A 12,745-nucleotide genomic window follows, 5' to 3' on the forward strand; every position below is an offset into this window, starting at 1 on the left:
GCAGAGGACATAGCCCTCTGCCTCCCGCGCTCCTGGCGCCTGACTGCGTCCATCAGAGCCCGATCCCGGGGGTTATTCGCGGCCGGGCCGGCCGAAACGCTGGGCTATCATCCCCTCACGATGTTCGATGTCCTGGTTTATCTCTACGAGACCTATTGGCGCCCGGACGCCTGCCCCGACCATGCGCAGCTAACGCGCAAGCTGACGGCGGTGGGCTTCGAGAACGACGAAATCCAGGAAGCTCTCTCTTGGCTGGACGGGCTGGCTGCGGCCGGCGAGTCCTACCAGGGCGAGCAGAGCGAGAGCGCCATGCGCGTCTACTCGCCTGCCGAGATCGAGCACCTGGGCGAGTCTTCGGTTGGCTTTGTCAGCTTCCTCGAATCCGCCGGCGTGCTGCCCGGCCCGATGCGCGAGATGGTCGTCGACCGCGCGATGGCCATCCCCGGCACGCCCATGGACCTGGAAGACCTGAAGATCATCGTGCTGATGGTGTTCTGGAGCCTGGGTGAGGAGCCGGATGCGCTGATCCTGGACGAGCTCTTCGTCGCCCCCGAGGATCGGTTGATCCACTGAAGCAAGAACGGCGCCTCGGGCGCCGTTTTCAATTCCGCAGGTCGGACGCGCCGTTACTTCAGCAACTGATCCGGGTCGGCATCCAGCTTGGCCAGCGCCTTGCGCGTGGCCTGCACGGTCAGCGCTTCGTCCTGGGCCGGCAGCAGCAGGCCGGCCTGCAGGAACGCAGCCATGCGGTTCAAAGAGAACAACACGCCGCGGCCCTTGGGCGTGACGAACAGCGCCAGCTGCTTGCGCAGGCCACGCCAGGCCAGCTGCACCTGCTCGTTGCGGCCGCGGTAGTCCAGCATGAACCAGCCGCCCACCTGCAGCTCGCGGGCCCAGGCGACCATGGCCGGCGTGGGTGCGGAGCCGCCTTCGGCCACGACCTCCATGCCGTCGGACTCGTGGCCAGACAGGTCGCGCACCAGCATCTCGTCGACATGGGTGTCGCCGTCGATGTCCTCCGGCAGCATGGCCTCCAGCGTTTCGAGCTGGTCCATCAGCTCGTCCAGGCGCTCCTGCGGGATGGCGGCGGTCTTGGCCGTGAAGGCGGCAGCCAGCGCGTTGTTGAGCTGGCGCACATGGTCGTCCTGCTTGTCCAGCGCCAGGCCGGCGTGGCTCATGCCGTCACGCAGCGTCTTGAGCAGCGGCGGCAGGCGGCGGATGACGTCGGCACGGTCCTCGCGGGAGGACTTGGCGCTGGCGGACCAGATCAGGTCAGCCGCAGCGCGCTTCATGGACTTGGTGACATCGGCCTGGGCGCCAACGCGCACGGCCGTGACGGCCAGCACATCGGCCCAGACGTGGAAGAGGAAGTCGCGCACGCCGTCCTGCACCGGCACTTCGGAGAGCATCTTGCGCAGCTCGATGGTGTACTGGATGGCGAGTGTCTCGCGCTGCTCGACCTGCTGGGCCAGCGACACGCCGCGCTTGGAGGCCTGGTTCTCGTTCTCGAAGTAGTGGTCGAGAAACTTCTCGAACTCGGTTAGCACGGTGGAGAAGACACGCCGGCCGGTGTCCGGGTAGGCCTCGACGACCTGCGCGACGCGCTTGATCTCGCGCTCCAGCGCGTCGCTGCTGGCGCGCTCCGAACCGGGCCCGTTGGCTTGCGCCGCGTTGAAGCCCATCACGCAGGCGCCCATGCGGTCGATGAGGCGGCGCGCCGGGTGGTCGGCGGCGGCGAAAAAGTCGGGCTCGCTGACCGCCACGCGCAGCACCGGCATCTGCAGCCGGGCGAACCAGACGCGCACGGTGGCCGGAATGCGCTCCTCGGTCAGGATGCTCTGGAACATCATCGCGACGATCTCGATGGTCGCGCGCTCGGCCGGGTTGCTGGCGGCCTGCTTCAGGACCTGCTTGAAGGCCTGGTTGCGGGCGCCGATCTCCTCCAGCGCGCGCGGCGCGCTGTGGCTGCTGGCGTCGGCGCCACTGCTGCCAGGGGCGCTGCTGAGGGCGACGCCGGGGCGGCGCTGCAGCGATTCCTGGGCATGCTTGATGGCGCCGAGCAGCCGGGGCGAGACGGCATTCCCAGCCGGAGCCGCATCAGCCAGCGAGGGACGGGCACCGCCGCTCTCACCGCCCATGGCCGCAACGCCGCCGCCGCCGCCACTGCGGCCGGCAGGCGCAGCGCCTAGGCCCGCCAGACTGGGCTTGCCGCCGCCGGGGCGCGCCGGCACCTGGCTCACTTGACTCACCTGGCTCTTGGCAACCGGAAAGCCGGGCACATGACGGGCCAGCACCCGCTGCAGCTGGGCCATGACCTCGTCGGCCTGCGAGCTGGCCCGACTGCGCGGCAGCTCGCCACTGCCCGACGGCACGGTCAGCGGCGCGAGGCCGGAAGCGACCGGCGCCGGCGTGGGCGCCACGGCGGGCGCGGGCGGGGCACCAGCAGCGGCCGTCGCGGCGGCAGCGGCCTGGGCGGTGCGGCGGATGAAGGGGCGCAGATCGACCTCGGGCAACACCTTCTGCGCGATCAGCCAGCGGTTGGTCTCGTGATAAGCCTCGCTGATGAGCTGGGCGAATTCCTCGTGCAGCTCGTGGTGCAACAGCTGCCAGACGTTGACGTCCAGGCCGACGCGGGTCCAGGCGTCCAGCGCGATGCGAGCGATGACGTGGGCGCGCAGCAGGTCCAGCGGCTCCAGGTCGTCATGCGATTCGAGCGACTGCATGCGGGTGCGCAGGTCGGTGAACTCCCAGGTCGCGCGGTCCATCATGACCAGGGCGAGGCGCGAGCTGGTGATCTCGCGCTCGATGGTCGAGTCGTCGACCAGACTCATCTTCTGCGACTGGGCCTGCACCCCGGCATCGTGCTCGCGGGCGTTGTCGGAAACACCGTGCACGGCCGCGTGGCGCAGCGCGCCGACGATGGCCATCTGCCAGTTGGGGCCGAGCTTGTGCCAGGCCTGCACCGCGTCGCGTCGCGCCATCATGACCGCGTGCGGCGCGCCCTGCGAGAGCTGCTGCGTGGCACCCAGGCCGATCGCCGCCACCAGGGGGGTCATGCCCCGCACCAGCGCTTCGAGGTAGACGCGCCGTGCCTGCGTGGCCAGGGCCTGGTTGCGGGCGGCGGTCATGAGGGAGTGAGGGCGGCGCGGCGGGAGTGGCAGTAGCGAATCACTCTACACGACGGCCCCGGCATTCGGGTCGTTGGGGTCGTCGCGATTCACGGCCGTCTTGACAAGATCTTCGCGCTTCACGCCCAGCCACATGGCGATAGCGGCGGCGACGAAAACCGAAGAGTAGATGCCGAACAAAATGCCGATGGTCAGCGCAACGGCGAAGTAATGCAGCGTCGGGCCGCCGAACAGCAGCATGGATACGACCATCAGCTGCGTGCAGCCGTGCGTGATGACGGTGCGGCTCATCGTCGACGTGATGGCGTGGTCGATGACCTCGTGCGTGTTCATTTTGCGGAACCTGCGGAAGGCCTCGCGCACCCGGTCGAAGATGACGACGGACTCGTTGACCGAGTAGCCGAGCACCGCCAGGATGGCCGCCAGCACCGCCAGCGAGAACTCCCATTGGAAGAACGCGAAGAAGCCCAGGATGATGACCACGTCGTGCAGGTTGGCGATGATGCCGGCGACCGCGAACTTCCACTCGAAGCGGATCGACAGGTAGATCATGATGCCGACGACGGTCGCGAGCAGCGCGTAGGCGGCGTCACGCGCCAGCTCGGCGCCGACGGCCGGGCCGACGACCTCAGACCGCGACAGCTTGATGGGCTCGGCACCATCGGCCTTGGCGCAGATCTGCTTGTCGACCTGCTCGCCCTGGGGCGTGATCTGGTTGTGATGGGTGACGGTGGCGGCCTCGGCCTTGCACAGCTCGCCGAAGACCCTGTCGACGACTTCCGTCTGCTTCTCGCCGGCGCGCACCGGCAGGCGGACCATCACGTCGCGCGAGGAACCGAAGTTCTGCACCTGGACTTCGCCGTAACCCATCTTCTCGACGACCAGGCGGGTCTTTTCGATTTCGGCGGCCTGCGGGTAGGCCACCTCCATGACGGTGCCACCGGTGAATTCGATGGAGAAGTGCAGGGGCCGCGTGATCAGGAAGAACACGGCGGCGGCAAAGGTGATGAAGGAGATGGCGTTGAAGATCAACGCATGCTTCATCAGCGGCAGGTCGCGCTTGATGCGAAAGAGTTCCATCTTGAATCCTTAGACCTTGGCGGCCACGTCGGTCGCTGCGGTCGTCTCTGTAGCGGGCTTGTCGGCTTCAGGCTTCCAGATCTGCCCGATGGACACGCTCTTGAGTTTCTTCTGGCGGCCGTACCAGAGGTTCACGAGGCCGCGCGAGAACACGACGGACGAGAACATCGAAGTCAGGATGCCCAGGCAGTGCACGACGGCAAAGCCCTTGATCGGGCCGGAGCCGAACACCAGCAGCGACACGCCGGCGATCAGCGTCGTCACGTTGGAGTCCAGGATGGTGGCCCAGGCGCGCTCGTAGCCCAGGCGAATGGCCTGCTGGGGCGTTTCACCGCCGCGCAGTTCCTCGCGCACGCGCTCGTTGATCAGCACGTTGGAGTCGATGGCCATGCCCAGCACCAACGCGATCGCAGCAATGCCCGGCAGGCTCAGCGTGGCCTGCATCATCGACAGCACCGCGATCAGCAGCAGCAGGTTGAAGCCCAGCGCCAGCGACGAGAACACGCCGAACAGCAGGTAGTAGATGCACATGAACACCGCCACGGCGGCAAAGCCCCAGGTGACGCTGGCGATGCCCTTCTCGATGTTTTCCTTGCCGAGGCTTGGGCCGATGGTGCGCTCTTCGATGATTTCCATCGGCGCGGCCAGCGAGCCGGCGCGCAGCAGCAGCGCCGTGTCGGCGGCCTCCTGCGTGGTCATGGCACCGGAGATGTAGAAGCGGTTGCTGATCTCTGTGTTGATCTTGGGCGCCGTGACGACTTCGCCCTTGCCCTTCTCGAACAGCAGGATGGCCATGCGCTTGCCGACGTTCTCGCGCGAAAGCTCCTTCATGATCCGGCCGCCCTTGGCGTCCACGGTCAGGTGCACGGCCGGGTTGTGGTTCTCGTCGAAGCCGGGCTGAGCGTCGATCAGGCTGTCGCCGGTCAGCACGACCTGGCGCTTGACGATGATGGGGCCGAAGCTGCGGTCGATGAAGCGCTCGGTGCCGAAGGGCACCGGGCCGTTGCCCTTCAGCGCCTCGATGGCCTCGGCGCCATCGTCCACCATGCGCAACTCCAGCGTCGCGGTACGGCCGATGATGTCCTTGGCCTTGGCGGTGTCCTGCACGCCGGGCAGTTGCACGACGACGCGGTCCAGACCCTGCTGCTGGATGACCGGCTCGGCCACGCCCAGCTCGTTGACGCGGTTGTGCAGCGTCGTGATGTTCTGCTTCAGCGCGGCGTCCTGCACCGCCACCTCGGACTTGGGCGACAGGCTGCCGGCCAGTTGCAGCTCACTGGTTTCGCCGCGCGGCGCCCAGATGACCTCGGGGATCTGGTTCTTCAGCAGGTCTTCAGCGGCCTTGCGCTGCTCGGCGTCACGGAAGGCGATCAACACGGTGTTGCCATCGCGGCTGATGCCGGCGTGGCGGATGTTCTTCTCGCGCAGCATGGTGCGCACGTCACCGGTCAGCGCCTCGGCCTTCTTGGTGAGGGCCGCCTTCATGTCGACCTGCATCAGGAAGTGCACGCCGCCGCGCAGGTCCAGGCCCAGGTACATCGGGTTGGCATGCAGAGCGGTCAGCCAGTGCGGCGAGCGCGACAGCAGGTTCAGCGCAACGATGTAGACAGGATCGGCCGGATCGGGGTTCAGCACCTTGCTGATCGCGTCCTTGGCCTTGAGCTGGGTGTCGGTGTCGCCGAATCGGGCCTTGATGGAGTTGCCGTCGAACTGCACGAAGTCCGGCTGGACACCGGCGTCCTTCAACGCGGCCTCGATGCGGCTTTGCAGCGCGGTGTCGACCTTGACGGTGACCTTGGCGGAAGACACCTGCACCGCCGGCGCTTCACCGAACAGGTTGGGCAGCGTGTAGAGGATGCCGATCAGCAACGCGACGAGCAGGATCGCGTACTTCCAGAGCGGATAGCGGTTCATTGGGAGACTTCCTTGTAGGCGCCTGAACGGCGTAATCAGCGCCGGCGGGCCCCGGAGATGGCGCCGCGCCGACTGACTTCAAGCTGCCTTCACGGAGCCTTTGGGGAGAACCTGGGTGATGGCGCTGCGCTGCAGCTGCAGCTCGACGCCGTTGGCCACTTCGACGTGGATGAAGTTGTCACCCAACTTGCTGACCTTGCCGATGATGCCGCCGGCCGTGACAACCTCGTCACCCTTGGCCACCGCCTCGATCATGGCCTTGTGCTCCTTCTGGCGCTTCATCTGCGGCCGGATCATCACGAAATAGAGCACGACGAACATCAGCACCAGGGGCAGCATGCCGAGAAGGCCCGATTCGGAACTGGCTGCTGCCGGAGCGGCCTGGGCGTAGGCGTTGGAGATGAACACGGTGATTTCCTAGGGTTGAGGCGGCTGTGGCCACCCAAAACAACCGGCAATTCTAGTGCCGCCCCACATGACGACCCCAAGCGCCCTGCTAACCTGCCGGCGGCCTAAAAAGGGCGCCCTGGGTCGCCGCCTTGCGCGACAACAGCCGGCGTACCGCTGGGCCACTTCGGATGCCCACCCACGCTGACATCGACATGACCCTCCCCGCGCTGCGCCGATATGCCGTGGCGCGCAGCCTGTTCACACCGACGACGCTGGTGAAGGCCGTGGAGAAGCTCGGCGGCTTCGTGCAGGCCGACCCGCTGCGCGCCCCAGCCCGCGCGCAAGACCTGACGCTGCGCCACCGCGTCAAGGGCTACCAGGCCGGCGACCTGGAGCACCGCTACCCGCGCCTGCCGCTGCAGGAAGACTTCTTCATCAACTATGGCTTCGTCACACCCGAGCTGCGCGCGCTGATGCATCCGCGCAGCACGCGCCGCGTGTGGGACGAGGCACGCTGGCGCCAGGCCGACGCGGTGCTGGCCGAGGTCGAACGACTGGGCGAGGCCCACCCGGCGGACGTCGACGCGGCGCTGGGCCACGGGCCGGTGAAGAACTGGTTCGGCGGCAACAGCCGCCTGTCCACCGAACTGCTCGACGGCCTGCATTACCGGGGGCGGCTCGACGTCGTGCGGCGCGACAGCGGCACGCGCGTCTACCGCCTGGCGCCGCAATGGCAGGCCCACCCCGACCCGCAGGCAGCCATGGACGCGATGACCGACGTGCTGGTGCAGAAGTACGCGCCGCTGCCGGCCGGCAGCCTGTCGCAGCTCATCAACATGCTCTTTCACGCCGCCCACCAATGGGAAGGCCTGCGCAAGCCGACCCTCGCCCGCGCCAGGGAGCGGCTCGCCCATGCGCGGGTCGACGGCGTCGACTGGTATTGGCCAGCTGAGGAAGATCCGGCGCGAGGCTGGCGCATCCCGGCGCAGGTGCGGCTGCTGGCGCCGTTCGATCCGGTGGTGTGGGACCGCCGTCGCTTCGAGCTGCTGTGGGGCTGGGCCTACCGCTTCGAGGCCTACACGCCCGCAGTCAAACGCGTGCGCGGGCACTACGCGCTGCCGCTGCTGTGGCGCGACCAGGTCATCGGCTGGGCGAATGCGAGCGTGAAGGGCGGGCGGCTGCAGGTGGAGTGCGGCTATGTCGCCGCAACGCCGCCGCGCGAGGCGGGGTTCAAGACGGCACTGGAGATGGAGTGCGAAAGGCTGGCGGCGTTCTTGGGAGCCGACCTCGGTTGAGGCGAATGTCGCGCCTCAATGGACCGTGAGCAGGGTTGCGCAGCAGTCGCCGGAGTGATGCGGCGACGCATCTGGATAAAATGCCAGCCTGTAGTCCTGACTGAACAAGATTTCGAACAGCAACATCTCCGCGGGCAAGTACGTCGTTTCGACACCGACACACCTGACCGACCGTCGCCACTTCCGCTCCTCGTTCTCGGTTCGCCGCGCCCAGGGCAACGGAAGTTGTCGCCGTGTATTCCGTTTCGAAACGATCTTTGCGTCACGCAAAGCTACTCGGCTACTTGCCGTCACTCAGGCTGGCTGCAAGCGTGCATGCCTCCTTGCTGACGCCATCCACACGCTGCGAACTCCCATTTGCGGATTCGCAGAACCGCATCCCGACGGTGCGCTAACACTCAGAAAGGCTCGACCATGAGCAGCAAAATTTACGTGGGCAACCTGCCCTATTCCGTGACCGATTCCAGCCTGAAAAGCAACTTTGCCGAGTTCGGCAACGTGACTTCCGCCAAGGTCATGATGGACCGGGAAACCGGCATTTCCAAGGGCTTTGGGTTTGTGGAAATGGCGACTCCCGAAGCCGCCCAGGCCGCCATCACTGCCCTGCACGGCATGTCCGTCGACGGCCGCTCGATCGTCGTGAGCCTGGCCCGCCCCCGCGAAACCAACAAGGATTCGGGCGGCTACGGCGCCGGTGGCTACACCGCAAGCAAGCGTCCGGATGTCGGCTACGGCACGGGCGGCTTCGGTGGTGGCCGCTACTGAGCGCTGCGGCTCTCCATGAATGACCGACTCTCCTGAGTCGGTCTTTTTTTGTCCTTCCACGACTGCATGCTGCTCGACATCGGCCCACTGCGCCGCAACACCGCCTTCCGCCGCCTCTTCGCCAGCCAGTTCATCTCCGGCTTGGGGACGATGGTCAGCTACGTGGCCGTGCCGTGGCAGCTGTATGAGTTGACGCATTCCAACGCCCAGGTCGGGTTGCTGGGGCTGGTGCAATTGATCCCCGTTGTCGTCTGCGGCCTGCTGGGCGGCGCGGTGGCGGACCGGATGGACCGCAAGCGCTTGCTGATCGGCTCCGAGCTGCTGATGGCACTGTGCCTGGCCGGCCTGCTGCTGAACGCGCTGAGCGCCCTGCCGAGTCTGCTGGCGATCTACGCGCTGGTGGCCGTGCTGCAGGGCGCCAGCGGCTTTCACCGCCCGGCGCTGGAGGCGCTGACGCAGAAGCTCGCCAAGCCCGAGGAGTACGCGGCCGTGGCGGCCTTGTCGTCCGTGCGCGGCACGGTGGGCATGGTGGCCGGGCCGGCGCTCGCGGGCCTGCTGCTGGCACGCTGGGGCGCGGTCGGCGCCTACATCTTCGACTTCGTGACCTTCATCGCCGCGCTGTTCTTCATCGCCCGCATTCCGCGCGAAAGCATCGGCCACGTCGAGTCACCCGCCGAGCGCCCGCACCTGCTGGCCGATCTGGCCGAAGGCCTGCGCTTCGCCTGGGCGCGACCGGTGCTGATGGGCACCTACATCGTCGACATCGTCGCGATGGCCTTCGCCTTCCCCATCGCGCTGTTCCCGGCCATGGCGGCGGCGGATGGGCGCACCGAGTCGGTCGGCTGGCTGCTGTCGGCCATGTCGGTCGGCGCGCTGGCCATCGGCCTGTTCAGCGGCTGGACGAGCAAGGTCTCGCGCCACGGCCGCGCGGTCGTCATCGCGGCGGCGGTGTGGGCGCTGGGCATCGTCGCGCTCGGCTTTGCGCCCAGCCTGTTGCTGGGCCTGGTCTGCCTGGCCGTGGCGGGCGCCGCCGACATGGTCAGCGGCGTGTTCCGCGGCACGATCTGGAACGAGACGATCCCGAACACGCTGCGCGGGCGGCTGGCCGGCATCGAGATGATCAGCTACCTGACCGGCCCGCTCATCGGCAACGCGCGGGCCGGCTTCATGGCGGACGCCTGGGGCGTGGCGCCCGCCATCTGGATCGGCGGCCTGATCTGCCTGGTGTGCGTCATCGCGACAGGCTTCCTGCTGCCGCGCTTCTGGGCCTACCGCAGCACGACCGCCGCCGTCACAAATTGACCGAGCCCATCTGCGCGGCCGGGTAGCGCGTGCCCGACACGGCGTGCGCAGCCAGCAGCGTGGCGATGCGGTCGCGCCGGCCGTTGTCGAGCTGGATACCGGCCGCCAGCGCGTTCTCGTCAAGCCGCGTGATGCTGCGCGTGCCGGGAATCGGGATGATGTTGTCGCCCTGGTCCAGCAGCCACGCCAGCGCGAGCTGGGCCGGCGTGTAGCTCCACTCCTCGGCCAGCGCCGCGAGCGCATCGGCCAGCGCCAGGTTGTGATCCAGGTTCTCGCCCTGGACGCGCGGGTGGATGCGGCGGCGGTCGTCGGCGGCTAACTGGTTGGCCGAGCGGATGGCGCCAGTCAGGAAGCCACGGCCCAGCGGGCTGTAAGGCACCAGCGCAATGCCCAGCTCGCGGCAGGTCGGCAGGATCTCGGCCTCGACGTCGCGGCTCCACAGCGAGTACTCGGTCTGCACGGCAGCGATCGGGTGCACGGCGTGGGCGCGGCGGATGGTCGCGGCCGAGGCTTCGGACAGGCCGAGGTGCCTGACCTTGCCGGCCTTGACCAGCTCGGCCATCGCGCCGACCGTCTCCTCGATGGGTACGGTCTTGTCGACGCGGTGCTGGTAGTAGAGGTCGATGTGATCCACGCCCAGGCGCTGCAGGCTGGCATCGCAGGCTTCGCGCACATAGGCCGGGCTGCCGTCGATGCGCACGGGACTGCCATCCGCCGCACGGACGTGGCCGAACTTGGTGGCAATGACGACCTCGGCGCGGCGTACGGCCAGCAGCGACGACAGCAGGCGCTCGTTGGCGCCGACGCCGTACATGTCGGCCGTGTCGAGGAAGTTGATGCCGATATCCAGCGCGTGATGCAGCACGGCTTGCGACTGGGCGTCGTCGGCCGGGCCGTAGAAATCGGACATGCCCATGCAGCCCAGGCCGAGGGCAGAGACTTCGGGGCCGTGGGTGCCGAGGCGGCGCAGTGGCAGGGATGGCAGTGGTGAGTGGGTCATGGTGTGCTCCTTGAATGAATCATCGACGGGACAGCGAGAGCTTAGAAACCGGCGGCCTTGTCACCCAGCACAAAGCTCGGACATGCTTGCCCGATCCTCCGGGGCGAGACCTCAAGACGCGCCAGCCCGACCCAAGCCTTTGCACAATCTCCCGCATGCCGACCAATGACGACCTTCAAGCCCTGCGTGAGCGCACCGTTGCGCTGGCGCTCGCCCGTGCGCCTGGCGACGGCCTCAATCAGACGGCCCTGCCCTGGCTGCGCCTGATCCGCGCCAGCGCCCCCGCCCAGCCGGTACCGGCAATCTACGAGCCCGGTCTGGTGCTCGTGCTGCAGGGGCGCAAGCAGGCGCAGCTGGGTGAGCGCGTCGTGCATTACGACGCGATGCAATACCTGCTCGTGCCGGTGACGGCGCTGCCGCGCGGCCGGGTGCTGGAGGCGAGCCCGGACAAGCCCTACGTCTGCCTGCGCCTGAGCTGCGAGACCCAGGCGCTGGCCGATCTGCTGCTGGACGCTGAAGCCCCGGCTGCGGAGGCCGACGCCGGCCTGCAGGTCGCACCCGTCACCGCGCCGCTGCTGGACGCCGCACTGCGCCTGCTGCAGCTGCTGGACAGCCCGCAGGACTTGCGGACGCTGGCGCCGCTGCTGCAGCGCGAGATCCTCTACCGCGTGCTGACTGGGCCGCTGGGGCCGCGGCTGCGCGCACTGGCCCAGGGCGACGGCGTGGCGCGCCGGCTCAACCGCGTCATCGAGCAACTGACGCGCCGCTTTGCCGAGCCCCTCAGCATCGACGAGCTGGCCGGGCTGGCGCACATGAGCCCGTCGACGCTGCATCTGCGCTTCAAGCAGCTCACGGCGCTGTCGCCGCTGCAATTCCAGAAAACCCTGCGGCTGCAACAGGCGCGCAAGCTGATGCTGGGCGACGGGCTGGACGCCGCCAGCGCCGCGCACCGCGTGGGCTACGAGAGCCCGTCGCAGTTCAGCCGTGAATACCGCCGCCTTTTCGGTACTCCTCCGCGGGAGGACATCTCGCTTCTACGGGCGAAAGCTGGCAGCTGCGGGCTAGAATCCGCCTCCTTCCGAGGAGCGTTGCAACCTCACCCTTGAGGCCAGGCTCGGAAGTTCCACCCTGCAACTGCGCTCACCCGCTGGCCATCCGTGCCGGGGTGAGGTTTGATCTCCCCTCGTACGCACCCAGCGGCTTCATTCGCTTGAAGGAGCCCGCATGAGCACTACCGACCACCTCGTCAAAGACCTGTCCCTCGCCGCCTGGGGCCGCAAGGAAATCAAGATCGCCGAGCATGAAATGCCGGCGCTGATGGCCATCCGCAAGGAGCACGCGCTGACCCAGCCGCTGAAGGGCGCGCGCGTCACCGGCTCGCTGCACATGACCATCCAGACCGCCGTGCTCGTCGAAACGCTGCAGGCACTGGGCGCCGAAGTGCGCTGGGCCTCGTGCAACATCTTCTCCACGCAAGACCACGCCGCCGCCGCGCTGGCCGCCGTCGGCACGCCCGTGTTCGCCTACAAGGGCGAGACGCTGGAAGACTACTGGGACTACACCCACCGCATCTTCGAATTCGCCGGCAAGGGCGAAGCGGGTGAAGGCCCGAACATGATCCTGGACGACGGCGGCGACGCGACGCTGCTGATGCACCTGGGCCAGAAGGCCGAGAAGGACCTGTCCGTGCTGGCCAACCCCGGCAGCGAGGAAGAGCGCGTGCTGTTCGCGGCCATCAAGGCCAAGGTCGCCCAGGACGGCACCTGGTACACCCGCAAGAGCGCCGAAATCATCGGCGTGACGGAAGAGACGACCACGGGCGTGCACCGCCTGAAGGAAATGTCCGCCAAGGGCACGCTGCTGTTCCGCGC

At 67.7% G+C, this 12,745-nt stretch carries 11 protein-coding genes and 1 riboswitch; of the genes, 6 read left to right on the forward strand and 5 right to left on the reverse strand.

The window, feature by feature from the left end; genetic code table 11:
• The first annotated feature begins 120 nt into the window (after positions 1 to 120).
• Positions 121 to 573 (forward strand): DUF494 domain-containing protein, encoded by a 453-nt coding sequence (locus ABIS05_RS09495; protein ID WP_348010125.1) that lies wholly within the window; start codon positions 121 to 123, stop codon positions 571 to 573.
• Positions 574 to 626: 53 nt separating this feature from the next.
• Here the strand turns inward: ABIS05_RS09495 and ABIS05_RS09500 are convergent, their stop codons facing one another.
• The 4 genes from ABIS05_RS09500 to yajC all read right to left on the reverse strand — a co-directional run bounded on the left by ABIS05_RS09500 (position 627) and on the right by yajC (position 6,530).
• Entirely contained in the window at positions 627 to 3,128 is a 2,502-nt protein-coding gene (locus ABIS05_RS09500) for a DUF1631 family protein (protein WP_348010126.1), read from the reverse strand.
• A gap of 45 nt (positions 3,129 to 3,173) precedes the next feature.
• Complete coding sequence (secF, locus tag ABIS05_RS09505; RefSeq protein WP_348010127.1) at positions 3,174 to 4,208, reverse strand: protein translocase subunit SecF; 1,035 nt, start codon at positions 4,206 to 4,208, stop codon at positions 3,174 to 3,176.
• A gap of 9 nt (positions 4,209 to 4,217) precedes the next feature.
• Positions 4,218 to 6,122, reverse strand: a complete 1,905-nt coding sequence (gene secD / locus ABIS05_RS09510; protein ID WP_348010128.1) for a protein translocase subunit SecD — start codon at positions 6,120 to 6,122, stop codon at positions 4,218 to 4,220.
• Positions 6,123 to 6,200: 78 nt separating this feature from the next.
• Positions 6,201 to 6,530, reverse strand: a complete 330-nt coding sequence (gene yajC / locus ABIS05_RS09515) for a preprotein translocase subunit YajC (protein WP_348010129.1) — start codon at positions 6,528 to 6,530, stop codon at positions 6,201 to 6,203.
• Positions 6,531 to 6,700: 170 nt separating this feature from the next.
• Here yajC and ABIS05_RS09520 point away from each other — a divergent pair, with 170 nt between their 5' ends.
• The 3 genes from ABIS05_RS09520 to ABIS05_RS09535 all read left to right on the forward strand — a co-directional run bounded on the left by ABIS05_RS09520 (position 6,701) and on the right by ABIS05_RS09535 (position 9,874).
• Positions 6,701 to 7,807, forward strand: a complete 1,107-nt coding sequence (locus ABIS05_RS09520) for a DNA glycosylase AlkZ-like family protein (RefSeq protein WP_407074837.1) — start codon at positions 6,701 to 6,703, stop codon at positions 7,805 to 7,807.
• 414 nt (positions 7,808 to 8,221) lie between these two features.
• Complete coding sequence (locus ABIS05_RS09530) at positions 8,222 to 8,572, forward strand: RNA-binding protein (RefSeq protein WP_348010131.1); 351 nt, start codon at positions 8,222 to 8,224, stop codon at positions 8,570 to 8,572.
• Between the two features lie 48 nt (positions 8,573 to 8,620).
• Positions 8,621 to 9,874 (forward strand): MFS transporter, encoded by a 1,254-nt coding sequence (locus ABIS05_RS09535; RefSeq protein ID WP_348010132.1) that lies wholly within the window; start codon positions 8,621 to 8,623, stop codon positions 9,872 to 9,874.
• On the opposite strand, the gene ABIS05_RS09540 is transcribed toward ABIS05_RS09535, so the two are convergent.
• The gene (locus ABIS05_RS09540) at positions 9,864 to 10,874 is read right to left on the reverse strand and encodes an aldo/keto reductase (protein WP_348010133.1); all 1,011 of its coding nucleotides are present in this window, start codon (positions 10,872 to 10,874) and stop codon (positions 9,864 to 9,866) included. The two genes, ABIS05_RS09535 and ABIS05_RS09540, sit on opposite strands and share 11 nt — an antisense overlap.
• A 155-nt stretch (positions 10,875 to 11,029) precedes the next feature.
• Here ABIS05_RS09540 and ABIS05_RS09545 point away from each other — a divergent pair, with 155 nt between their 5' ends.
• A complete protein-coding gene (locus ABIS05_RS09545) occupies positions 11,030 to 11,980 on the forward strand; it encodes an AraC family transcriptional regulator (RefSeq protein ID WP_348010134.1) in 951 nt (316 codons plus the stop codon).
• A riboswitch (S-adenosyl-L-homocysteine riboswitch) is annotated at positions 11,949 to 12,023 on the forward strand. Its footprint overlaps the gene before it by 32 nt.
• A 75-nt stretch (positions 12,024 to 12,098) precedes the next feature.
• Positions 12,099 to 12,745, forward strand: a 647-nt coding sequence (locus ABIS05_RS09550) for an adenosylhomocysteinase (protein WP_348010135.1), incomplete at its 3' end; no start/stop codon positions are given.

Origin of the sequence: Roseateles sp. (genome assembly GCF_039929605.1) — a bacterium.
Taxonomy (GTDB): domain Bacteria; phylum Pseudomonadota; class Gammaproteobacteria; order Burkholderiales; family Burkholderiaceae_C; genus Pelomonas.

Coding starts and splice junctions, on each gene's coding strand:
- ABIS05_RS09540 (WP_348010133.1), bottom strand. CDS start 10,874: ATGACCCACTCACCACTGCCATCCCTGCCACTGCGCCGCCTCGGCACC.
- ABIS05_RS09500 (WP_348010126.1), bottom strand. CDS start 3,128: ATGACCGCCGCCCGCAACCAGGCCCTGGCCACGCAGGCACGGCGCGTC.
- secD (WP_348010128.1), bottom strand. CDS start 6,122: ATGAACCGCTATCCGCTCTGGAAGTACGCGATCCTGCTCGTCGCGTTG.
- secF (WP_348010127.1), bottom strand. CDS start 4,208: ATGGAACTCTTTCGCATCAAGCGCGACCTGCCGCTGATGAAGCATGCG.
- ABIS05_RS09520 (WP_407074837.1), top strand. CDS start 6,701: ATGCCCACCCACGCTGACATCGACATGACCCTCCCCGCGCTGCGCCGA.
- ABIS05_RS09530 (WP_348010131.1), top strand. CDS start 8,222: ATGAGCAGCAAAATTTACGTGGGCAACCTGCCCTATTCCGTGACCGAT.
- ABIS05_RS09495 (WP_348010125.1), top strand. CDS start 121: ATGTTCGATGTCCTGGTTTATCTCTACGAGACCTATTGGCGCCCGGAC.
- ABIS05_RS09545 (WP_348010134.1), top strand. CDS start 11,030: ATGCCGACCAATGACGACCTTCAAGCCCTGCGTGAGCGCACCGTTGCG.